The following is a 20,752-nucleotide window of genomic DNA, read 5'->3' on the forward strand; positions in this document are numbered from 1 at the left end:
CGCGGACGGGGGTGGGGCACAGACGGGTTCCTTACGATGGCGCGGTGACCAGTACCGCGCCATCGCCCCTCAGCGGCAGGGAAACGGATCCGCAACCGCCCGGCTGGCCCCAGCGCCTGCGGCGGTTCGGGTACGCGCCGAGGCCCGTCATCGGGCTGCGCGAGCGGCTGGTGCCGCCCTACGCGAAGCCGTCCGAGCGGATCTGGTCGGTGTTCGGGCTGCCGCCCGAACGCGTCGAGCCGCTGCTGCGGCACGCCGCCTGGCTCGGCCCCCTGCTGGTCGCCCTGGTCGCCGGCGCGCTGAGGTTCTGGAACCTGGGCGAGCCGGACGCGGTGATATTCGACGAGACGTACTACGCCAAGGACTCCTGGGCCCTGATCAACCAGGGGTACGAGGGCGCCTGGCCCAAGGACGTCGACCAGCGGATCCTGAAGGACCCGTCGGCCGTCCCGATCCCCACGGACCCCGGGTACGTCGTCCATCCCCCGGTCGGCAAGTGGATCATCGGCGTCGGCGAGAAGCTCTTCGGCTTCACGCCCTTCGGCTGGCGCTTCATGGTCGCCGTGCTCGGCACGCTCTCGGTGCTGATGCTCTGCCGCATCGGCCGCCGGCTCTTCCGCTCCACCTTCCTCGGCTGTCTCGCGGGCCTGCTGCTCGCGGTGGACGGCCTGCACTTCGTGATGAGCCGCACCGCGCTGCTCGACCTGGTGCTGATGTTCTTCGTCCTCGCCGCGTTCGGCTGTCTGCTGCTCGACCGCGACTGGGCCAGGGCGCGGCTGGCGGCGGCGCTGCCGGTGGACGCGGAGGGGGTGCTGCGCCCGGACGCGCACGTCGCGCAGACGCTGCGGCTCGGTGCCCGTCCGTGGCGGATCGCGGCGGGCGTGATGCTGGGCCTGGCGGCCGGCACCAAGTGGAACGGGCTGTACATGATGGCCGCGTTCGGGCTGCTGACCGTCCTGTGGGACGTGGGCGCCCGGCGCACCGCCGGCGCGGTGCGGCCGTACCGCGCGGTGGCCCGGCGCGACCTGGTGCCGGCGTTCGTCGCGACGGTCCCGGTGGCGCTGGTGACGTACGTGGTGAGCTGGTCGGGGTGGATCTTCACCGACAACGGCCACTTCCGGCAGTGGGCGTCCACCGGCCCGGGCCGGGAGACCTCCTGGGGCTTCGTCCCGGACTGGCTGCGCAGCCTGTGGCACTACGAGACGGAGGTGTACGAGTTCCACGTGAACCTCACCTCCGGCCACACGTACCAGTCGAACCCGTGGAGCTGGCTGGTGATGGGCCGCCCGGTCTCGTACTACTACGAGGACCCCAAGCCCGGCGTGGACGGCTGCCCCGCGGACACCCGGGGGAACTGCGCCGCCGAGGTGCTGGCGCTCGGCACGCCGCTGCTGTGGTGGGCGGGCTGCTTCGCGATCCTGTACGTGCTGTGGCGCTGGTTCTTCCGCCGCGACTGGCGCGCGGGCGCGATCGTCTGCGCCATCGCGGCCGGTTGGGTGCCGTGGCTCCTGTACCAGGAGCGCACGATCTTCGTGTTCTACGCGGTGGTCTTCGTGCCGTTCCTCTGCCTCGCGGTGGCGATGATGATCGGTGCGATGCTGGGCCCGCCGGGCACGGACGAGCGGCGCAGGGCGGTGGGCGCGATCGGCGCTGGCGTGCTGGTGCTGTTGATCCTGTGGAACTTCATCTACTTCCACCCGCTGTACACGGGCACGCTGATCCCGATGGACGAGTGGCGGGCCCGGATGTGGTTGGACACCTGGGTGTGACGTGCGTCCCTTTATCACGTGCGCAAAGCGGTCGTACGTAGCGGTCCCGTAACAGTTCCGCCCCTTTCCCACCTGGTAGTCCTAGGGTCTTGAACGCGTTCAGGGCGTCGTAGCAGTTGCAGTTCGGGAGGGACCTCGGGTCATGCGCAGTGGAGCGAAGGTAGCCGTCGTCGGTGGAGTCTTTCTGGTGGTGGTCGGGGGCGTCGCGTACGGCGGCTACACCTTCCTCGCCGGGGACGACGACAACACACCAGCCAAGAAGACCGGGCCGCCCACGGCGGAGGAGATCCAGAAGACGACGAAGGACTTCCTCGCCGCCTGGGCGGGCGGCGACGCGGCGAAGGCGGCGAAGCTCACCACCGACGCCGCCGCGGCACAGCCGCTGCTCGCCGGCTACCGCACCGAGGCCAAGGTCTCCGAAGCCAAGATCACCCCGGGTGAGACGCTGGGTGCGAAGGTGTCGTTCTCGGTGCAGGCGACCGTGACGCACGAGAGCACCAGCAAGCCCTGGTCGTACGCCTCCGAACTGACCGTGGTGCGCGGGGTGAAGACCGGCGCGGCGCTGGTGGACTGGAAGCCGACGGTCGTCCACCCGAAGCTGACGAAGGGCGCCACCCTCAAGACGGCCCCGGCGTCCGCGCCGCCGATCAAGGCGGTGGACCGCAACGGCAAGGAGCTGTCGAAGGAGGCGTACCCCTCGCTGACGGCCGTCGTCGATGCGCTGCGCAAGAAGTACGGCACGGCGGCGGGCGGCACGCCGGGCGTGGAGCTGGTGGTCTCCTCCCCGGACGAGAACGTCGCCGACCACACCCTGCTCGCCCTCACCGAGGGCAAGCCGGGCGAGTTGAAGACCACCATCGACGCGGCGGTGCAGGCCGCGGCGGAGAAGGCGGTGCAGGCCGCGGGGCAGGCGTCGGTCGTCGCGATCAAGCCCAGCACGGGCGAGATCCGCGCCATCGCCAACAGCCCGGCGGGCGGCTACAACACGGCGATGCTGGGCGCGCAGGCCCCCGGCTCCACGATGAAGATCGTGTCGGCGGCGATGATGCTGGAGCACGGCCTGGTCGAGGGCGCGGACAGCAAGGTCGAGTGTCCGAAGACGGTGCAGTGGAACGGCCGCACCTTCGAGAACCTGAAGCAGTTCGAACTCACCGACCCCACCTTCCGGCAGGCGTTCGCCCGGTCCTGCAACACCACCTTCATCAAGGCGATCAAGCCGCTCACCGACAAGGGCATGGCGGGGACGGCGCTGGGCGAGACCGCGCGCAAGTACTTCGGCATCGGCCTCGACTGGAAGACGGGCGCGTCCAGCTACGACGGGAAGGTGCCGGAGTCCGGCGGCACGGAGACGGCGGCGTCGTACATCGGCCAGGGCAAGATCACGATGAACGCGCTGACGATGGCGTCGGTCAGCGCGACCGCGAAGCAGGGCGCGTTCAAGCAGCCGGTGATCGTGCCGCAGTCCCTGGACGACCGGGAACTCGCCACCGCCACCCCGCTGCCCGCGGCCACCGCGGACACGCTGCGCGCACTGATGCGGGCGGACGCGACGGGCGGTTCGGGGCAGAAGGCGATGGCGTCGGTGCCGGGCGACAAGGGCTCCAAGACGGGCTCCGCGGAGGTCAGCGGACAGACCAAGAGCAACTCCTGGTTCACCGCGTTCGCCGGTGACCTGGCGGCTGCGGCGGCCGTGCAGTCGGGCGGGCGCGGCGGGGAGTCGGCGGGGCCGGTGGTGGCGCAGGTCCTCAAGGCGCGGTGAGCGACGCGCTTCCGGCATCACTGGTTCGCCCGGGGCCGCGCGGATCGGTACGGTGCCGGGGCATGAGCACCCACGACAGCACCCACGGCAGCACCGAAGCCCACCCCCGATTCGCCGCGGCCCTCACGGAACTGGGCCTGGACGTCCCGGTCCGCCGCTTCCCGGAGGCGACCCGCACCGCCGCGGAGGCCGCGGCGGCCATCGGATGCGACGTCAGCGAGATCGTCAAGTCCCTGATCTTCACCGCGGACGGCGAGCCGGTGCTGGTCCTGGTGGACGGCGCGTCGCGGGTGGATGTCGAGCGCGTACGGGAGGCACTCGGCGCGGGCGCCGTGAAGCGCGCGGACGCGGATCTGGTCCGGGCGACGACCGGTTACGCGATCGGCGGCGTGCCGCCGTTCGGCCACGTGACGCGGACACGGGTGCTGGCGGACCGTGCGCTGCTGACCCACGACGTGGTCTGGGCGGCGGCGGGAACCCCGTACACGGTGTTCCCGCTGCCCCCCAAGGACCTGATCGCCCACGCGAACGCGACGCTGGTCGACGCGCGTACGCAATAGCCCTGCGGCGCTGTGTGCCGGCCTGGACGTACTCGTCACGGGCGCGGGCGCGAGGTCACTCGTGGGGGGCTAGCCCGTGCGGGAGAGGACGCGGGCGCGGCGGGCGGCCACCGTCGAGCCCGACTCGCCCCGCGCCATCCGCCGGAGGACGCGCGGGGCCACCACCAGGCCCACCACCGCCCACGCCCCCAACACCCCGGCCGATTCAAGCACCCGCCAGGAGCCTGCCAGTTCCAGCCCCGCCGCCGCGTCCGGCAGCAGCGCCGAGCGCATGCCGAGGCCGAGCCAGTACACGGGGGTGAGTTGGGCCAGCCACTGGACCCATTCCGGCAGCGCCGTGACGGGGTAGAAGATGCCGGAGATCCCGATCATCCCGAGCACGGGGAGCTGGATCAGCCCCTGCGCCCGCGTGGAGGTGAACACCGCCCCCAGCACCGCCCCGATCGGCAGCGTCGCCAGCATGCCGAGGACGAGCACCCACGCGAGGGTCGACCACGCCGCGGCGCCGTCGATCGAGAGGCCGTCGATCAGGAGCAGACCGGGGACGAGGAGGATCGCGAGGTCCGCCAGCAGCCCGCCGCCGACGCTGACGACCTTGCCGACGAGGTAGCCGCGCACGCCGTGCGGCGTGGCACGGGCCCGTAGCAGGGTGCCGTCCTCGCGGTCCGCGGTGAGGACCTGGCTCATGCTCACCATCCCCATGGCGACGTTCATCCCGAGGATGCTGGGGAGCGCGAGCGTGCCGAGGGGGTAGCCGGAGGCGCCGTACTCCCGGTCCCGGAGGAAGAAGAGGACCACCAGCATCAGCAGCGGCCACAGGAAGTGCGACGTCAGGTCGGCGCCGTTGGTGAAGGACTGTCGCAGTTCGATCAGCCCGCGGCGGCAGCCGGCCCACAGGACGGGCAGCCCGGGACGCACGGGGTTCGTCATCGGGCGTCCGCCTCTCCGTCGCGCACCAGCGACAGGTACGTGTCCTCCAAGGAGGCCCGGTGGACCTCCAGTTCGCCGACCTCGTCGCCGAGGCGCCGAAGGAGGTCGCGGACGAAGCCCGTCGAGTCCGCGGGCGAGGAGGCGAAGCGCCGTCCGCCGTACGTCCAGCGCACCTCGTCGCGGACGGCGGCCCGTCGGGCGAGTTCCGCGGAGGTGCCGTCGGCGACGATCCGGCCGCCGGTGAGGACGAGGATCCGGTCGGCGAGCTTGTCCGCCTCGTGGAGGTCGTGGGTGGTGAGCAGGACCGTGGTCCGCTGGTCCACGGCGAGCCGTTTGACCAGGCCGTGGAAGTCGGCCCGGGCTTCGGGGTCGAAGCCGGCGGTGGGCTCGTCGAGGAAGAGCACCTCGGGCCGTCCCACGATGCCGATCGCGACGTCCAGCCGGCGCCGCTGCCCGCCGGAGAGCGTTCGGATCTTCTTGCCGGCGTGCTCCGTCAGCCCGACCGCGGCGATCAGTTCGTCGGCGTCCCAGGGGCGCGGGAACGCGGCGCTGGCGTGGGGCGCGTAGTAGCGGCCGAGGTGGGCGAGGAGTTCCCGCACGCGCCACTTGCCGTGGTCGCGCCAGGACTGGAGGACGACGCCGATGCGGGCGCGCCACCCCTCGTCGCCGGTGGCCGGGTCGACGCCGAGGACCGCGGCGCGGCCCGCCGAGCGGGTGCGGAAGCCCTCCAGGATCTCGATGGTGGTGGTCTTGCCGGCGCCGTTGGGGCCCAGCAGGGCCAGCACTTCGCCGTGGTGGGCTTGGAACGTGACGTCCCGCAGGACGTCGTCGGGCCCGTAGCGCATCCGTAGCCCGGCGACGTCGACGACCGCTCGCTGATCGCTCATTGCACTGCCTCTTCCTTCACGATTTGGCGAAGGTTATGTTGCGTTGGAGGTGCGTCAAGGGGCGGTCGGTAGGCCAATGTCGCAGCAGAGAGGGGAATTTCTCGCGTTGTTGCAATGGCACTGACGATGAATGCACCCAGCGACATCGCACGGGTCCGTTGCAATGGACTGGCGCTGAACGCATACTGACGCGTACGACGACGGGGAGGCGGGCAGCACCATGCCGGGCGGCAGACTGAGCCACGAGGAGCGCCGAGCCATCGCCGCAGGGCTGGCCGAAGGGCTCGGTTACGCGGAGATCGCCCGACGGCTCGACCGGCCGACGTCCACCGTCAGCCGGGAGGTGGCGCGCAACGGCGGCCGGAGCCGCTACCGCGCCGAGTACGCGCACCGGGCGACGGGGTGGCGCGCCCGCCGCCGCGGCCCGACGGCCCCCGACGCCCCGACCGACACCGGCGCCGATACCGACGCGCCGGGCGGGCACCCCGCCCCGGACCCCGCGCAAGCCCGCGCCTTCCGCGAGCAGTTCACCGAGATGATGGTCGGCACGGGCCTGCCCCGCATGGTCGCCCGGGTCCTTGCCGCGCTCTTCACCACCGACTCCGGCAGCCTCACGGCCGCCGAACTCGTCCACGAGCTGCGCGTCAGCCCCGCCTCCGTCTCCCAGGCCGTCGGCTATCTCGACGGCCTCGACCTGCTGCGGCGCGAGCGCGAGGCGGGGCGCCGGCACGAGCGGTACGTCATCGCCGACGACGTCTGGTTCGGCGCGTGGTCCTCCAGCGCCCGCACGACCGCGGTGTGGGCCGACACCGCGCGCCGGGGCGCCGAGGTGTTCGACCCGACGTCGCCGGCCGGCGCCCGGCTCGACCAGATGGCGCTGTTCTTCACCCGCCTCAGCGAGGACATGGCGGGCGGCCCCGTCGCCACCGCCGCCGGGGAGAACGCGCTGACCGTGGTCGCGGCCCTGGCGCACGCCGGCGCCCCGCTCACCGCCGCCGAGCTGGCCACCGGCCTCGACTGGCCCGTGGACCGCGTCGTGCGGGCGATCGCGGACGCGGAGCGGCACCCCGACCTCACGGACCCCGTCGCCCCGCGGCGGGTGGCGCCCGACGCGTACGCGCTCGGCGTCCGCGCGAGCCGGTTGAGCGCCACCCAGTGCGCCGCCCTGACCGCACTGCCCCGCAGCACCACCCCGCGAATGTGACCGAACGTTCGAAGCCTCCCCCAACTGGGCGTTGTCTTCTGGCCACTTGACGCATCATCAACTGTCCCGCCAGTAAGCCGGGACAACAATGTGCATATGGTTGATGACTGGAAGCGACGGATCGACGAGCTCCACGAGAACCTGGTGCGGCGGGACGACCCCGCGGCCTGGGTCACCGAGGCGGACGCGGTCGAGGCGTCGTACCGCTATCCCGACCTCCTCGTGCGCGGCCCCGTCTTCGGACTCGCCACCCACGACCCCGGGTGCCCCGGCGAGTGGCGGTTACTGAAGCCGGTGATCAGCGGCACCCCGCAGGAGGCCCGGGACAGTCTCAACTCCCATCTGTGGTTCCGTGCGAAGGACGAGACCGACGACCCGCGCGAGCGCCGCGCGCTGCTCGACGCCGTCGCCGTCCTGGAGAGCGAGCCGGTGGACGAGTTGGAGGTGCTGGGGCTGCGCTACCGGGTGGTGCGCGCCGACGAGTTCGCCCGCCGCGGCGCCGAGGGCCTGGAGCCGCCCCGCCCGACGGACCCGGAGCCGCTGGACCGCACCTGGGAGAGCCAGCGCAACCGCACCTGGACCGACGAGGGCCAGCTCGTCGACCCCGACCGGGAGGAGGGGCTGATGGCCGGTGCGATGAAGCTGGGGCTGCGCACCTTCTGCTACTCGGGCGGCGTCTTCCCCGTGGAGATGCGCCGCGACGCGACGCGGGCGATGGAGACGCATCCGGAGGTCGCCCTGTTGCCCGTCGGGTTCAGCGTCGTCGAGCTGCACGACGGGACGTGGACCACCCGGGGCGTGCTGATGCCCTCGCCGCACGACGCCCGGCGCGTCCTCTTCGACGGGCTCAACGAGTTCTGGCCCCTCATCTACCGGTTGAAGGAGGAGGACCGGGAGGCGTACGCGCGCGCCGCGCAGGAGTTCCGGGCCGCAGGTCGGGCCAACGACGCTCGGGTGGGCGACTCCCTCTTCCGCGTCTGCCGCATCGAACGGGCGATCCGCTACGGCCCCGACGGACCCGAACCCCCACGGCCGTCGGACGCCGACCACTGGGGCCCCATGAAGCTGCACCCGACGATGGACGACGACGGCACGCTCCACCACGGTGAGGACTGAGGCACACATGGCGGACCGCGCACGGCATTCGGCACGCGACCGGATCGACACGACGAAGGCGCACGCCGCACGGGTGTACGACTATCTGTTGGGTGGCAAGGACCACTACGACGTCGACGCGGAGATGGGCGACGCACTGGTGGCGCGGCTGCCGTCGTTGCCGATCACCATGCGGCAGAACCGGCTCTTCATGGAGCGGGTCGCCCGGTACCTCGCCCGCGAGGAGGGCGTTCGGCAGTACCTCGACATCGGCACCGGCCTGCCGACCTCCCCCAACCTCCACGAACTGGTGCAGCGGGAGGTCCCGGACGCGTCGGTGGTGTACGTGGACAACGACCCGATCGTGCTGGCGCACGCGGAGGCCCTGCTCACCAGCGCGTCCCCGGGCCGTACGGCCTACGTGGACGCGGACATGCGCGAGCCGGAGTCGATCCTGTGGGCGGAGGAGGTCCGGTCCCTGATCGACCTGGGGCAGCCGGTGGCGCTCACGGTGATCGCGGTGCTGCACTTCATTCCGCCGCCGCTCGACCACGCGTTGGTGCGGCGACTGGTCGACCCGCTGCCGTCCGGGAGCTTCGTCGCGCTGTCGATGGGCACGTCCGACTTCAGCGACGAGGAGACCTCCCGGGACATGGTGTCCCAGTACGAACGCCAGGGCATCACGGTCCACCCCCGCACCCACGCCGAGGCGTCCGCGTTCGCCGAGGGCCTGGACCTCGTCCCGCCCGGCGTCCTCCCGGTCCACCACTGGCGCCCCGACGCCCGCCAGCACGGCCTCGCGGACGGGGACGTGGCGGTCTACGGCTTCGTGGCGAGAAAGCCGTAGGTCTTGTCCGCAGGGTCCCGCCTGACTGGCCAGTGCCGTTGCCGTTGCCGTTGCCGTTGCGACGCGATGAGTGTGCAGTGATGGCGTCTGCGACCCGTCTGTGGCTGTTCGCGCAGTTCCCCGCGCCCCTGATTCGCTTCCCCCGTCATGTGCCTGCGGGGCCGAGGACGGGGTTTCAGGGGCGCTGGGGGTCCCCCCGTGCCCGCAGGGCACAGGGGGCGGAACTGCGCGACAAACCCACCACGGGCCGGTAGGGACCAACGCTCCGGCGGAGTTACGGTGCCACGTCCAGAGGCTCAAGGGACGCGACCTGCGACCGCGCGGGAGGTGGGACCTCACTCCCACGTCGCCGTCGCCGGGTCGATGCCGTGGGCGCGGGCGCTCGCGTCGACGGCGCGCCGGAACCACGCGGCGAGGCCGGCGCGGATGCCGTCGTAATGGGCCGCGTACGCCGGATCCGCCTCGTACGTCCGGGCCAGACAGACCTGCATCTGCCGGCTGAGGGGGAAGTACGCGGCGAAGACCTCGCGGTGCCGCTCGACGAGCCGGTTCGCCTCCGGGCCGCCGGGCTCGACGCCGGCGGCCATGGCGTCCGCGAGCACCTGGTCGAGGTCGGTGACCGCTGCGGCGACGGCCTGCCACTCCTCGGGGCCGCGGGCGGCCGAGCGTTCGGCGTACTGCTGCCACTGCGGCGTGTTCCCGTAGCGCTGCCGGGCCTCGGCGGGCCACCGCGGGTTCCACCCGGGGCCGAAGATCGCGGTCTGCTGCTCGACGGTGAGCAGCAGACCGCGCTCGTGGGCGTCGATCATCCGGTCCAGCCCGGTGCCGAGCTGGCGGAGCCGCCCGATCCGTTCGGTGACCTGGGCGCGCTGCGCGCGCAGCGCTCCGGGCACGTCCGCGGCGGAGTCGTCGAGGACGGCCCGGATCTTGTCCAGGCCGAGGCCGATCTCCCGGTAGACGACGATGCGGTGGAGGCGTTCCAGGTCGCCGGCGGTGTAGAGCCGGTAGCCGGCGGCGGTGCGCAGCGACGGCCGCGCCAGGCCGATCTCGTCCCAGTGGTGCAGCGCGCGGACCGTCACGCCCACCCGCGTCGAGACCTGCCCGACGGTCAGGCCGTCGACGTCGGTGTCCTCAGGCATGTACCCCATTGTCGCCGCCGACGGCGGGCGGGGTGATCCCCATGGCCGCGAGGTTCCGCGCCTCCTCGCTGTCCGGGTCGAAGGGCTTCGCCGCGGTGAGGACGACCCGTACGTTCTCCGGGGTGATCACGGCCACGTCGCGGGTGTTCCACGGGGTGTCCACCGGACCGTCGACCGACGTCGGGCGCAGCGCGCGGCACGCCTCCACGAGGGAGTCGAGCTGGCTGAGCACGCACGCGAAGCTCACGCTCGTCGTCGGCGTCTGCTCCGCCGGGCTCCCCGGGACGAGGAGGACGTCCTGGAACGCCCAGCGGCGCAGGTGCACCAGTTCGCCGGGGATGCCGAACAGTTCGACGAACCCGAGGCCGCGGGTCCAGAAGTCCACCGATGCCGCCAGGTCACCGGTGGGCACGGTCACGAAGGCGGGCATGCCGTAGATGCCGCGGAACGGCTCCGGCGGCACCGCGTCCGGGCCGGGGGTGGGTACGGGGCTGATCTCAAACGCGTTGTAGTGGTCGCTCATGCGCCTCACCCTCCGGCCTCACGCTACGTGAGGGTCAAGCCGGGTCCGGCGGACCTCACCCGCGCGCGCCGTCCCTCAGCGCCACGCCCAACTTCCGTACCCCCTCGGGCGTCGTCAGCGACGTCCCCGTCGCGTCGACCTCCCGCAGCACGTGGCTGACCCCCGTCCGGTCCTGCCGGTCCGGCCCCAGCGCGGTGTGCAGCCGCGCGGTGTAGCGCACCACGGACGCCGGGCTGTCGGGGTCCGCCGGGTCCCCCGCGTACCGCTGCGCCCGGCGCATCGCCTCCTCCGCCTCCTTCGGCCGGCCCCGCCCCCACAGCACGAGCGCCAGCAGCGTCCCCGAGACGTGGCGGCGCTGGGCGCAGTCCAGTTCGTCCGCGCAGTCGAGCGCGGCCCGCAGCTCCGCCTCCGCGTCCGCGTACCGCTGGGTGACGAAGGCGAGCCAGCCCCGGATGTGCAGCGCCTTCGCCCGGTACAGCAGGTCGCCGGAGCCGGCCGCGCGCTCCGCCGCGACCCCGGCGATCCGGCCCAGTTCCTGGTAGTGCGCCTGCCCTTCGAAGATGCCGCAGACCGCGGTGATCGCGAGCAGGTCGACGGTCCCGCGCAGCGACCGCGGCCCCGAGCGCAGCAGTTGGTCCGCGGTGCCGGCGAGGAGCGCGTGTTCGGCCCGGAACCACGCCCTGACCTCGTCGATGTCGGCGAAGGGCATGCCTTCGTGGACGACCGGTTCGATCCACACCGCGGGCGGCGGCGGGTCCACCGCGGCCCGCGCGGCCCGTACGACGCTGGCGCACAGCAGGTCCAGCACGCGGTGGAGCGCGGCGCCGCGCTCGTCGTCGCCGTCGGTGCGTTCGGCGAGCCGGCGCGCGTACAGCCGCAGCAGGTCGTGGAAGCGGTAGCGCTCGGGGCCGTACGGCTCCAGCACGCCGGCGTCGACGAGGGTTTCGGCGAGTCGCTCCGCGGTGCGCTCGTCCTTCCCGAGGAGGGCGGCGGCGACGGGGAGCGGCAGGCTCGGGGCGTCCAGCAGGGACAGCAGCCGGAAGGCGCGGGCAGGTTCGGGCGCGAGGTTGCGGTAGCCGAGGTGGAAGGCGGTCTCGACGGCCAGGTCCCCGGCGTGGAGTTCGTCGAGGAGGGCGCGTTCGTCGCGGAGCCGGGCGTCGAGGGCGGCGAGGCCGTGGCCGGGGCGGGCGGCGAGCCGGGAGCCGACGATCCGTACGGCGAGCGGCAGTCGACCGCACGCGGCGACCAGCGACCGAGCGGCGGCCGGCTCCGCGGCCACCCGCCCGGCCCCGGCGATCGCCGCGAGCAGCGTCAGCGCCTCGCCCTCCGGTTGGACATCGATGTCACGGCGGTGCGCGCCGGGGACGGCCAGCGAGCGGGAGCGGGTGGTGATGAGCACGGCGCAGCCGGAGGTGCCGGGCAGCAGGGGCCTGACCTGTTCGACGTCGTACGCGTTGTCCAGGACGAGCAGCATCCGGCGGCCGGCGAGGACGGTGCGGAAGTACGCGGCGCGCTGGTCGGGGTCGAGCGGGATGCGGTCGGGCGGGGTGCCGAGGGCGGTGAGGAAGCCGAGGAGCACGGCGGAGGGGTCGGCGGGGGTACTGCCGGCGCCCAGGTCGACGTGGAAGCGTCCGTCGGGGAACTCGGCGCCGAGCGCGTGCGCGACGTGCACGGCGACGGCGGTCTTCCCGACGCCGGCCGTGCCGGTGACGGTGACCACGGTCACGGCCCGGCCGTCGCGGCCGTGGGCGGCGCGGGCGAGGAGGGTGCGCAGTTCGTCGACGAGGGCGGCGCGGCCGGTGAAGTCGGCGGTGTCGGCGGGGAGCTGCTGGGGCGGGCCGTCGGGGGCGGGGGCCGGTGGGGCCGCCGGGGTCGGCGGAACGACGGGGCCCGGTTGTGCGGCGGGCACTCCCGAGGTCCAGGCGGCGAGCTCGGGATCGGCCGTCAGGATGCGCCGGTGCAGGAGGGTGAGGTGCCGCCCGGGCTCGATGCCGAGTTCGGCGCGGAAGAGCCGACGGGCCCGCCCGTACGCCTCCAGGGCCTCGGCCCGACGGCCGGCGCGGTGCAGGGCGAGCATCAGCAGCTCGTACGGCCGCTCGCGGAAGGGCTCTTCGGCGACGAGCGCGCTGAGCGCGGGGACGGCGTCCGCGTGCCGGCCGAGGTCGAGCGCGCACCCGTGGAGTGCTTCCCGGGCGCTGCGGCGGACCTCGGCGAACCTGGTGCGCTGGCGTTCGGCGTACGGCCCGGGGACGCCGGCGAGCGGCACGCCCTGCCAGCGCTCCAGGGCGCGGGCGAGCCGGTCGTGGACGGTGCGCGCGTCGCCGTCGCGGTCGGCGGCCTCGCGTTCGAAGAGCAGGGCGTCGACGGCGTGGCCGGTCAGCCGTAGCGCGTACCCGCCGGGCACGGACGCCACGGGCCGGCCGCGGTCGGGGCCCGCCGGCGCTCCGGGTGCGAGGGCGGTGCGGAGCTTGGAGACGTACGTGCGGACCGCGCCGTACGCACAGCGCGGGGTCGCCTCGCCCCACACGCCGTCGACGATCTCCTCCGTGGTGACCGGCCGCCCCTCGCGCAGCAGCAGGACGGCGAGGACGGCGCGCTGCTGCGGCGAGCCGAGCGGGACCGGCCGGCCGTCGGCGGTGCGGGCGGTGACCGGGCCCAGCATCTGGAAGGAGAGGGCGTGCGGCAGTGCCGCGTCGTGCGGTGTGTTCACGGTGTTCTCGCCCTGCCGTCCCCCGGTCGGTGCGGCCCCGGGCGGTCGGTGTCCGGGGCCGGACCGACGATAACCGGGGAGTGTCGTGCTCACGCAAAGGTCCGCGCTTCACGGCGCGTTCTCGTGCATAGCGCCACAAAACGGCGTTCGGCCGCTCCCGTCCGGCCGACAGAATGGCCGCATGATCTCCAGCAAGCGCACGATCCACCGCACGGCGGACGGCCGTCGCATACCGGGCACCTGGCGCCCCGTCTTCATCCGCAACGGCGACTACTACCTCACCGACCTCTTCATTTACGCGGACGGGCTCGTCGACTGCTGGGACCTGGTCACGCTGGCGGAGTTCGAGCGCAAGCTGGCCTCCGGCTGGGTGGCGACGACGCTGGAGGAGGGCGGTAGGGCGTCCGGCCACGAGTTGGCGAGCTGGAAGTTCACCGAGCCGCGCACCTGGATCACCCCCGAGCTGCTGCTCGCGGAGATCCGCGACACGATCGACCGGCTGAACGACCGCCCGGACTCCACGGACCGCTGCCTGAGCGCGGTGGACGCCTTCCTCGCCGACCGCACCGAGGCCAACCGCGCCGCGGCGCGCACCGCGTACCTCGCGATCCCCGAGACCCAGCGCCACTACGCGCTCGGTGACATGGACCGCAGGGACTGGCCGCTGCAAGCGCTGGTCGCGGGGCCGGGCGGCGCGCTGCCGGACGGCCCCGAGGAGGACCCGGAGGTCGTGACGGAGGAGGAGTACGAAGAGGCCGTCGCGTACTTCGAGGAACGCGACCGGTGGGCCGCCGAGCGCGCGGCGCGGACCCCTACCGACGGCCCGGAGCAGTCGTACGAGCCGGCGCTGAAGCTCCCCGAGTCCTACCCGAACAAGCGCTCCGGGACGCCCGGCAAGTCGGCGCTGCGCAACGACTACCCCGCGCCCGTCGAGCTGGACGGCACGACCTATCCGACGGTGGCGCACGCCTACTGGGCACTGTCGGTGGCCGAGGCGGAGCCGGCCGTACCGGCGGAGGTCGTGGCGGCGGAGTCCGCGCACGCGGCGCGCCGCATCGCGCAGGGGGCGCCGCGCCGCGAGGGCTTCGACGGGGCGCGCACCGCCGTGATGACCCGCCTGCTGCGCGCCAAGTACGCCCAGCACCCCGAGTTGGCGGCGGTGCTGCGGGGCACGGGGGACGCGACGCTCGTGTACGACGACGGCGACTCGGCCTTCTGGGGCGACAACGGCGGGCGGGGCCGCAACTGGATGGGGCGGCTGCTGGAGCTGGTGCGTGCGGAACTGCATGCGGAGGCGTCGGGCGTCGGCTGACGGACGCGTCCGGGGCGGGTGTGTCAGCGGGGGCGTCAGCGGCGGGGTACCGGCTGGGGCGTCAGCGGCGGGGGGCCGGCTGGGGCGTCAGCGGCGGGGTACCGGCTGGGGCGTCAGCGGCGGGGTACCGGCTGGGGCGTCAGCGGCGGGGTACCGGCTGGGGCGTCAGCGGCGGGGGGCGCGGTGCGTCCCGTAGGTGAACTTCATCCGCTGCTCGAAGGTCGGCTCCCACTCGCCGCGACACCCCGTGCAGTACCAGCGCCACTGGTCGGGCCGGGCGGGCACGACGCTGGTGGTGTCCTTCCAGAGGGACGGCCTGCCGGAGCAGGTGGGACACCACGGGGGCTCAAGCACGGCCATGGCGGGGAGCGTAGCCACGCGCACCGGGCGCGGGCACTGCCGTTCCCCCATCGAGTGATCGACTGTCCCCCGTGCGCACGGCGGTCGCGGGGGCGTGACGCGGTGGTCCAGGGGGCGGGTACGCAGGGGGTGCGGGCAGCGCCGGTACGGAGGAGCGGCACGCGGGATGCGGTCCCGCGTGCCGTTTGCAGCGCCGTGGTCACACGTGCCGTCCGACGCGCTGCGTTGTGCGTGCGTTCGACGCTCTTTGGTTACGCGCCGGCCGGACGCGGCTCGCGCCACATGCCCCAGAGCACCGGGCCGCCGCCGGGGAGCTGCACCTCGTGGCGCACGGTGAAGCCGAAGTGCTCGTAGAAGGGCAGGTTGGACTTCTTGGAGGACTCCAGATAGACGGGCAGGCCCGCCCCGTCGGCCTTCGCCAGGCCGGAGCGCACCAGGGCGGCGCCCTGCCCCTGGCCCTGGCAGGCGGGGTCGGCGCCGATCAGCGCCAGGGACCAGTGCGGCTCCTGCGGGGTGTGCTGCGCGGCCGTCTCGACGGCGTCCTTGAACAGGCCCGCGCGCTCGCCGAGGAGGTCCGTCAGGTGCTGGATGGTCTCCGCGTCGGGCACGGCCTTGGCCTGCGCTTCGGCCGGCACCCAGAAGGCCGCGGCGTCGTCGGTGCGCTCGCACACGCCGTTGTGGACGTACTGCCGGGTGAAGATCGTGGAGAAGTAGCTGGTGAGGGAAGCCTCACGGGAGGAGTCCGCGGGGAAGAACCAGCGCATCATCGGGTCGTCGTCGAAGGCCAGCGCCAGGGAACGACTGATCTGCGCGGCGTCCTCGATCACGGCCGGCTTCGGCATGCTCTTTATCGCCATACGGACATTCTGCACAGGGTGATCATGGACGCGAGCGCGGGGTCCTGGTTGTGGAAAGCGGCTGTGACCTGCGAGGCCGGGTGGTGGAGAGGCGCTCGCGGTGGGGGCTCCCCCAAACGGGGGAGAGGGAGTTCGCTCCTGGGCGCGATGGCTGGGGGCGGTGGTTCCAGCAGGATCGGAGTGGACCTGAGCGGTCGTCGCGACGGGCGGCGGCTGCCGGGAGTCGCTGCGGCTGCTTCGGCCCTGCGGCCCAGTGCGAAGGGGAAGGTCACCATGTTCAAGTCACCGGCGAGGTCCACGCTGAAGTCGCCCATGCGATTCGCGATTCCGCTCGCCCTCGTCCTCGCGACGATGGGCGTGGCCGGCGCCCCGGCCAGTGCGGATTCCGGGAGGCCGGCGGAGCGGCCCGTCATCACGGCGGCACAGACGCCGGGCGTCGTGGGCATCAAGGGATGGGGCCGCATGGACTATCCCCTCCCTCAGGACGAGGTCCGGATCTTCATCGATGCCCGCGGCCTGGTTCCGGCGCGTGACGGTGCCGGTCCCGGTCCCGGTTCCGGGGCTGGATCCGGGGCTGACTCGGGGGCTGGCTCCGGAACGACGACGCGGTCTTGGGGCATGTTCCGGGTCCAGCACCTGGTGCCGCAGCCGGACGGCCAGCCCCCGTTGTTCAACTGGGGGAATTTCAAGGTCGACTGCCTTCGCATCGACGGCTCCGAGGTGGCCGTCACCGGCCGGATCGTCGAAGCCGGCCCGTATTGGCAGGAGTTCATGGAGCGCAAGCCGACCGCGCGGATGGGCCTGAGCTTCCACATACCGAAGGAGGGCGACGGCCCGGCGCGCGTGGCCATCACGGCCCCTGCGGCAGCGGACCGGCCCGAAGTGCGGAAGTGCTCTGTGAAGGCGCCCTCCGACAAGGTGATCGAGGGGGGCTACCGCATCACGGACAGCCGCCGTTGACAGGTCGACGTCCGTTCGGCGCCCGGTTGAAGTCCGTTGGGTGTCCTTCGGTGTCCGTTCGGCGCCCTCCCCCTCACCCGCCCGCGGTTGCCTACGAGTCCCCCGCGTCCTCTGTCTCCACCGTGTCCACCGTGTCCGCCTCGGTGATGACGCGGGCGAACTCCGGGTGCACCGCGAGCAGACCGCCGTCCACCCTGAGCACGGTCCCGGTGATCCACGCCGCGTCGCGCGAGGCGAGGAAGGCGACGGCCGCCGCGATGTCCTCCGGTTCGCCGACCCGGCCGAGCGGATAGACCTGCTCGCCGAGCGCGGACAGCGCGGCCTCACGGCCGGCCCAGCCGGGGGTGCGGATCGTGCCGGGGTTGACCTGGTTGACGCGTACGCCCCGGGGTGCGGCGGAGCCCGCGAGGGTGCGGGTCAGCGAGGCGAGGCCCGCCTTGGCGGCACTGTAGGCGTGGTTGCCGAAGTCCGCTTCGGCGTTGACGGAGCCGATGGAGACGATCGCGCCCCGCCCGGACGCCGCCAGGTGCGGCAGCGCGGCGCGGGCGCAGCGGAAGGCGCCGGTGAGGGTGATGTCGAGGTCGCGCGCCCAGGTCACATCGGACTCGTCCTCGAAGGCCGGGGCGTCGACGGAACAGGAGAAGGCGTTGTTGACCAGGACGTCGAGGGTGCCGAAGCGTTCGACGGCGCGGGCCACCGCCGCCTCCACCTGGGCGCGGTCGGCCACGTCGCAGCCGATGTGGTCGGCACCGGGTATCTCGGCGGCGGTCCGTTCCGCGGCCGTGGCGTCGAGGTCGGTGATGAGGACCCGTGCGCCCTCGGACGCGAGCCGGCGGGCGGTGGCCGCACCGATGCCCCGAGCCGCGCCCGTGATCAGCACGCCGTATCCGTCGAAACGTTTCAGTCCACTGGTCATAGCGCCGAACGTACCGCCCGGATCAGCGCTTGGGCACGGGGATCTGCGGTAACTCCCTTGCGCAGCCCGTTGGTCACATAGCCGAAGGCGACGCCGGTCTCGGGGTCGGCGAAGCCGAGGGAGCCGCCGCGGCCGGGGTGGCCGAAGGAACCGGGGCCCAGCAGGGGGGCCGCGGGGCCGTGGAGCATGTAGCCCAGGCCGTAGCGGGTGGGGACGACGAGGACGCGGTCGGGGCCGGCGGACTCCTCGGTGCGGGCGAGGGCGAGCGTCGCGGGCGCGAAGAGCCGGTGCCCGCCGTCGACCTCGCCGATCGTGGCGGCGTAGAAGCGGGCGATGGAGCGGGCCGTGGACACCCCGCTGGAGGCGGGGAGTTCGGCGGCCCGGTAGCCGGGGTCGTTCTCGTCGGGCAGCGGCGTGATCGCTCCGAAGGCGCGGCGGGTCAGGGACTCCGGGTCCCGGTACGCCTCGGAGACCGAGCGCTTGGGGCGGAGCCTCAGGCCGCCGCCGTCCGCGGTCGCCGGCTCGTCCACCGGGCCGATCCGGCCCACCCGGCCGGCCTGATCCGCGGGGAGCCCGATCCAGAAGTCCAGGCCGAGGGGGTGGGCGATCTCGTCGGCGACCCAGCGGCCGATGGTGCGGCCGGTGACCCTGCGCACCAGCTCGGACAGCAGCCAGCTGTGGGTCTGCGCCTGGTAGCCGTGCGCGGTGCCGGGCTCCCACGCGGGGGCCTGTGCGGCCACCGCCGCCGGGCCGGTGACGCCGTCGACGGCCTCGGCGGGGGTGAGCGGGCGGTCCAGGGCAGGGACCCCGGAGCGATGGGCGAGGAGGTGACGGACCAGGACGCGCTCCTTGCCCCCCGCCTTGAACTCGGGCCAGTACGTGCCGACGGGCGCGTCCAGGTCGATCCGGCCGCGCTGGTGGAGCAGGAGGACGGCCGCCGCAGCCACGCCCTTGGTGACGGAGCGCACGATCTGCGCGGTGTCGGCGGCCCAGGGCACGTCGCCGTCCACGTCGCGGGTGCCCGCCCACAGGTCGACGACCTGGTGGCCGTCGCGGTAGAGGGCGACCGCGGCGCCGCGGTCGCCGCGCTGCTGGAAGTTGCGGATGAAGGCGTCCCGCACCGGTTCGTAACCGGCCGCCACCGTGCCGTGTACGTCGACCGCGCCCCGTACGTCCACCGCGCCGGCCGCCGTGTCGGCCGCACCAGCCGTGTCGATCGTGTCGGTCGTGCCCCGTACGTCCACCGTCGTCCCCTCCGCTCCGCTTCCGTGCATCCGTCCATGGTGCAACGCCGGCGGGCCCTCGTGACTTCCGGGTCAGTCGGGTGCGGTGACCACCCAGTCACGGCGTCAGCGGGTCAAGGAGTCACGGAGCTGGGGTCGAAACCGAAGGGCAGCTCCAGTCGGTGCGTCCGCATCAGTTCTCGATCGCACAAAAGTGCCCCCGTCGGGGCGTCCGCGACGATCACGCCGTCGTGGAGGATCACGGAGCGCGGGCAGAGCTCCAGGGCGTAGGGGAGGTCGTGGGTGACCATCAGGACGGTGACGCTCAAGGAGCGCAGGACGTCGGCGAGTTCGCGGCGCGAGGCGGGGTCGAGGTTGGAGGAGGGCTCGTCGAGCACCAGGATCTCGGGCTCCATGACCAGCACGGTCGCCAGCGCGACGCGGCGCCGCTGACCGAAGGAGAGGTGGTGCGGCGGCCTCTCCGCGTACTCGGCCATGCCGACCTGTCGCAGCGCCGCGGTGACCCTGGCCTCCAGCTCCGGGCCGCGCACCCCGGCGGCGGCCGGCCCGAAGGCGACGTCCGCACGGACCGTCGGCATGAAGAGCTGGTCGTCGGGGTCCTGGAAGACGATGCCGACGCGCCGTCTGACCTCGGCGAGGTGGCGCCGCTCGACGGGGAGCCCGGCGACGGCGACCGTACCGACGCCACCGCCGAGGATGCCGTTGAGATGGAGGACGAGGGTGGTCTTCCCGGCGCCGTTGGGCCCGAGGAGGGCGACGCGTTCCCCGCGGGCCACGGTCAGGTCGACGCCGTAGAGGGCCTGGTGACCGTCGGGGTAGGCGTAGGCGAGCCCCCGGACGTGCAGGGACGGGGGCGCGGGCGGGGGCGGGACCACTGCCGGAGTCGCGGGCTCGTTCATCGGGTGCTCCATCCCAGGAGGAGGACGACGAGGGCGGCGGCCGGCAGCGCGGCGGCGTACGACCACTGCGCCCGGCTCGCCGCCGCCCCGTCCGCCGTGCCGGTGTCGATCGGAGGCAGCTCGCCCGCGTATCCACGGCTGAGCATCGCCAGGTGCACCCGTTCCCCGCGTTCGTAGGAGCGGATGAAGAGCGCGCCGGCCGACTTCGCCAGCACGCCCCAGTGGTGCACGCCGCGCGCTTCGAAGCCGCGCGAGCGCCGGGCGACCGCCGTCCGCCGCATCTCGTCGGCGACGACGTCCCCGTACCGGACCATGAACGACGCGATCTGGACCAGCAGCCCGGGCAGCCGCAGCCGCTGGAGGCCGAGCAGCAGCGAGTGCAGCTCGGTGGTGGCGGCCAGCAGCGCGGAGGCGGCCACGCCGAGGGTGCCCTTCGCGAGGACGTTCCAGGCGCCCCACAGCCCCGGGACGCTCAGCTCCACACCGCCCACGTCGACCTGCTCGCCGGGCACGACGAACGGCATGATCAGCGCGAAGGCGACGAACGGCACCTCGATCAGCAGCCGTTTCAGCAGCCGGTGCACCGGGATGCGGGCCGCGCGGGCGACCGCGACGAGCAGCGCGCCGTACCACCCGAAGGCCCAGACCGCCTCGCGCGGCGTGATCGCGACGACGAGGACGAAGGTGAGGACGGCGACGAGCTTGCAGTGCGGCGGCAGGGCGTGCACGGGCGAGCGGCCGGGGACGTACAGCCGGTGCGGTCGATGGCCGGCGCCCACGG

At 73.3% G+C, this 20,752-nt stretch carries 19 protein-coding genes; 8 read left to right on the top strand and 11 right to left on the bottom strand.

The features are described 5' to 3' along the window. The first annotated feature begins 44 nt into the window (after positions 1-44). The 3 genes from AB0E05_RS24965 (at position 45) to AB0E05_RS24975 (ending at position 4,088) form a co-directional block, all read left to right on the top strand. Entirely contained in the window at positions 45-1,769 is a 1,725-nt protein-coding gene (locus tag AB0E05_RS24965) for a phospholipid carrier-dependent glycosyltransferase (RefSeq protein WP_361967209.1), read from the top strand. Between the two features lie 142 nt (positions 1,770-1,911). Next, positions 1,912-3,528: a penicillin-binding transpeptidase domain-containing protein gene (locus AB0E05_RS24970; RefSeq protein WP_361967211.1), complete on the top strand. Its 1,617-nt coding sequence runs from the start codon at positions 1,912-1,914 to the stop codon at positions 3,526-3,528. A gap of 62 nt (positions 3,529-3,590) precedes the next feature. Further along, positions 3,591-4,088: a YbaK/EbsC family protein gene (locus AB0E05_RS24975; protein WP_361967213.1), complete on the top strand. Its 498-nt coding sequence runs from the start codon at positions 3,591-3,593 to the stop codon at positions 4,086-4,088. 69 nt (positions 4,089-4,157) lie between these two features. Here the strand turns inward: AB0E05_RS24975 and AB0E05_RS24980 are convergent, their stop codons facing one another. Both AB0E05_RS24980 and AB0E05_RS24985 read right to left on the bottom strand, forming a co-directional pair. Next, complete coding sequence (locus AB0E05_RS24980; protein ID WP_361967215.1) at positions 4,158-5,018, bottom strand: ABC transporter permease; 861 nt, start codon at positions 5,016-5,018, stop codon at positions 4,158-4,160. After that, positions 5,015-5,905 carry an ABC transporter ATP-binding protein gene (locus AB0E05_RS24985; protein ID WP_361967217.1) on the bottom strand — a complete coding sequence of 297 codons (891 nt, stop codon included), beginning with the start codon at positions 5,903-5,905 and terminating at the stop codon, positions 5,015-5,017. Before AB0E05_RS24985 ends, AB0E05_RS24980 begins: the two co-directional genes overlap by 4 nt. Before the next feature lie 220 nt (positions 5,906-6,125). On the opposite strand from AB0E05_RS24985, the gene AB0E05_RS24990 reads away from it, so the two are divergent. From AB0E05_RS24990 to AB0E05_RS25000, 3 genes are all read left to right on the top strand, one after another. Beyond that, positions 6,126-7,109, top strand: coding sequence for a helix-turn-helix domain-containing protein (locus AB0E05_RS24990; RefSeq protein WP_361967219.1), 984 nt, complete (start codon positions 6,126-6,128; stop codon positions 7,107-7,109). A gap of 96 nt (positions 7,110-7,205) precedes the next feature. Further along, a complete protein-coding gene (locus AB0E05_RS24995) occupies positions 7,206-8,225 on the top strand; it encodes a DUF5954 family protein (protein WP_361967221.1) in 1,020 nt (339 codons plus the stop codon). 7 nt (positions 8,226-8,232) lie between these two features. Beyond that, entirely contained in the window at positions 8,233-9,051 is an 819-nt protein-coding gene (locus AB0E05_RS25000) for an SAM-dependent methyltransferase (protein ID WP_361967223.1), read from the top strand. Positions 9,052-9,386: 335 nt separating this feature from the next. Here the strand turns inward: AB0E05_RS25000 and AB0E05_RS25005 are convergent, their stop codons facing one another. The 3 genes from AB0E05_RS25005 to AB0E05_RS25015 are packed head-to-tail and all read right to left on the bottom strand — an operon-like array spanning position 9,387 to position 13,423. Continuing rightward, a complete protein-coding gene (locus tag AB0E05_RS25005) occupies positions 9,387-10,190 on the bottom strand; it encodes a MerR family transcriptional regulator (protein ID WP_361967225.1) in 804 nt (267 codons plus the stop codon). Continuing rightward, positions 10,183-10,713: a VOC family protein gene (locus tag AB0E05_RS25010; RefSeq protein WP_361967227.1), complete on the bottom strand. Its 531-nt coding sequence runs from the start codon at positions 10,711-10,713 to the stop codon at positions 10,183-10,185. The genes AB0E05_RS25005 and AB0E05_RS25010 overlap by 8 nt, the downstream gene beginning before the upstream one ends. A gap of 55 nt (positions 10,714-10,768) precedes the next feature. Further along, the gene (locus AB0E05_RS25015; protein WP_361967229.1) at positions 10,769-13,423 is read right to left on the bottom strand and encodes a BTAD domain-containing putative transcriptional regulator; all 2,655 of its coding nucleotides are present in this window, start codon (positions 13,421-13,423) and stop codon (positions 10,769-10,771) included. A 181-nt stretch (positions 13,424-13,604) separates the two neighbouring features. Here AB0E05_RS25015 and AB0E05_RS25020 point away from each other — a divergent pair, with 181 nt between their 5' ends. Beyond that, positions 13,605-14,735: an NADAR family protein gene (locus tag AB0E05_RS25020; protein ID WP_361967231.1), complete on the top strand. Its 1,131-nt coding sequence runs from the start codon at positions 13,605-13,607 to the stop codon at positions 14,733-14,735. Positions 14,736-14,900: 165 nt separating this feature from the next. On the opposite strand, the gene AB0E05_RS25025 is transcribed toward AB0E05_RS25020, so the two are convergent. Further along, positions 14,901-15,095: a hypothetical protein gene (locus tag AB0E05_RS25025; protein WP_361967233.1), complete on the bottom strand. Its 195-nt coding sequence runs from the start codon at positions 15,093-15,095 to the stop codon at positions 14,901-14,903. A gap of 251 nt (positions 15,096-15,346) precedes the next feature. Then, positions 15,347-15,952, bottom strand: coding sequence for a GNAT family N-acetyltransferase (locus AB0E05_RS25030; protein ID WP_361967235.1), 606 nt, complete (start codon positions 15,950-15,952; stop codon positions 15,347-15,349). Between the two features lie 618 nt (positions 15,953-16,570). On the opposite strand from AB0E05_RS25030, the gene AB0E05_RS25035 reads away from it, so the two are divergent. Beyond that, a complete protein-coding gene (locus AB0E05_RS25035) occupies positions 16,571-16,912 on the top strand; it encodes a hypothetical protein (RefSeq protein WP_361967237.1) in 342 nt (113 codons plus the stop codon). A 91-nt stretch (positions 16,913-17,003) separates the two neighbouring features. On the opposite strand, the gene AB0E05_RS25040 is transcribed toward AB0E05_RS25035, so the two are convergent. The 4 genes from AB0E05_RS25040 to cbiQ all read right to left on the bottom strand — a co-directional run bounded on the left by AB0E05_RS25040 (position 17,004) and on the right by cbiQ (position 20,750). Then, positions 17,004-17,828 (bottom strand): SDR family NAD(P)-dependent oxidoreductase, encoded by an 825-nt coding sequence (locus AB0E05_RS25040; RefSeq protein ID WP_361967239.1) that lies wholly within the window; start codon positions 17,826-17,828, stop codon positions 17,004-17,006. After that, positions 17,825-19,102 (bottom strand): serine hydrolase domain-containing protein, encoded by a 1,278-nt coding sequence (locus tag AB0E05_RS25045; protein WP_361967241.1) that lies wholly within the window; start codon positions 19,100-19,102, stop codon positions 17,825-17,827. Before AB0E05_RS25045 ends, AB0E05_RS25040 begins: the two co-directional genes overlap by 4 nt. Positions 19,103-19,185: 83 nt before the next feature. Further along, positions 19,186-19,971 (bottom strand): ABC transporter ATP-binding protein, encoded by a 786-nt coding sequence (locus AB0E05_RS25050; protein WP_361967243.1) that lies wholly within the window; start codon positions 19,969-19,971, stop codon positions 19,186-19,188. Beyond that, on the bottom strand, positions 19,968-20,750 hold the full coding sequence (cbiQ, locus tag AB0E05_RS25055; protein ID WP_361967245.1) for a cobalt ECF transporter T component CbiQ: 783 nt from the start codon (positions 20,748-20,750) through the stop codon (positions 19,968-19,970). The genes AB0E05_RS25050 and cbiQ overlap by 4 nt, the downstream gene beginning before the upstream one ends. Positions 20,751-20,752 lie beyond the last annotated feature (2 nt).

It is taken from the genome of Streptomyces sp. NPDC048057 (assembly GCF_040653095.1).
GTDB lineage: Bacteria > Actinomycetota > Actinomycetes > Streptomycetales > Streptomycetaceae > Streptomyces.

What these genes read in the sequence shown, in the direction of transcription:
- AB0E05_RS25050 (WP_361967243.1), bottom strand. Translation starts at nt 19,971, where the DNA reads ATGAACGAGCCCGCGACTCCGGCAGTGGTCCCGCCCCCGCCCGCGCCC.
- AB0E05_RS24980 (WP_361967215.1), bottom strand. Translation starts at nt 5,018, where the DNA reads ATGACGAACCCCGTGCGTCCCGGGCTGCCCGTCCTGTGGGCCGGCTGC.
- AB0E05_RS25025 (WP_361967233.1), bottom strand. Translation starts at nt 15,095, where the DNA reads ATGGCCGTGCTTGAGCCCCCGTGGTGTCCCACCTGCTCCGGCAGGCCG.
- AB0E05_RS24995 (WP_361967221.1), top strand. Translation starts at nt 7,206, where the DNA reads ATGGTTGATGACTGGAAGCGACGGATCGACGAGCTCCACGAGAACCTG.
- AB0E05_RS24990 (WP_361967219.1), top strand. Translation starts at nt 6,126, where the DNA reads ATGCCGGGCGGCAGACTGAGCCACGAGGAGCGCCGAGCCATCGCCGCA.
- AB0E05_RS25010 (WP_361967227.1), bottom strand. Translation starts at nt 10,713, where the DNA reads ATGAGCGACCACTACAACGCGTTTGAGATCAGCCCCGTACCCACCCCC.
- AB0E05_RS25000 (WP_361967223.1), top strand. Translation starts at nt 8,233, where the DNA reads ATGGCGGACCGCGCACGGCATTCGGCACGCGACCGGATCGACACGACG.
- AB0E05_RS25005 (WP_361967225.1), bottom strand. Translation starts at nt 10,190, where the DNA reads ATGCCTGAGGACACCGACGTCGACGGCCTGACCGTCGGGCAGGTCTCG.
- AB0E05_RS24975 (WP_361967213.1), top strand. Translation starts at nt 3,591, where the DNA reads ATGAGCACCCACGACAGCACCCACGGCAGCACCGAAGCCCACCCCCGA.
- AB0E05_RS25040 (WP_361967239.1), bottom strand. Translation starts at nt 17,828, where the DNA reads ATGACCAGTGGACTGAAACGTTTCGACGGATACGGCGTGCTGATCACG.
- AB0E05_RS25045 (WP_361967241.1), bottom strand. Translation starts at nt 19,102, where the DNA reads ATGCACGGAAGCGGAGCGGAGGGGACGACGGTGGACGTACGGGGCACG.
- AB0E05_RS25030 (WP_361967235.1), bottom strand. Translation starts at nt 15,952, where the DNA reads ATGGCGATAAAGAGCATGCCGAAGCCGGCCGTGATCGAGGACGCCGCG.
- AB0E05_RS24970 (WP_361967211.1), top strand. Translation starts at nt 1,912, where the DNA reads ATGCGCAGTGGAGCGAAGGTAGCCGTCGTCGGTGGAGTCTTTCTGGTG.
- AB0E05_RS25020 (WP_361967231.1), top strand. Translation starts at nt 13,605, where the DNA reads ATGATCTCCAGCAAGCGCACGATCCACCGCACGGCGGACGGCCGTCGC.
- AB0E05_RS25035 (WP_361967237.1), top strand. Translation starts at nt 16,571, where the DNA reads ATGTTCCGGGTCCAGCACCTGGTGCCGCAGCCGGACGGCCAGCCCCCG.
- AB0E05_RS24985 (WP_361967217.1), bottom strand. Translation starts at nt 5,905, where the DNA reads ATGAGCGATCAGCGAGCGGTCGTCGACGTCGCCGGGCTACGGATGCGC.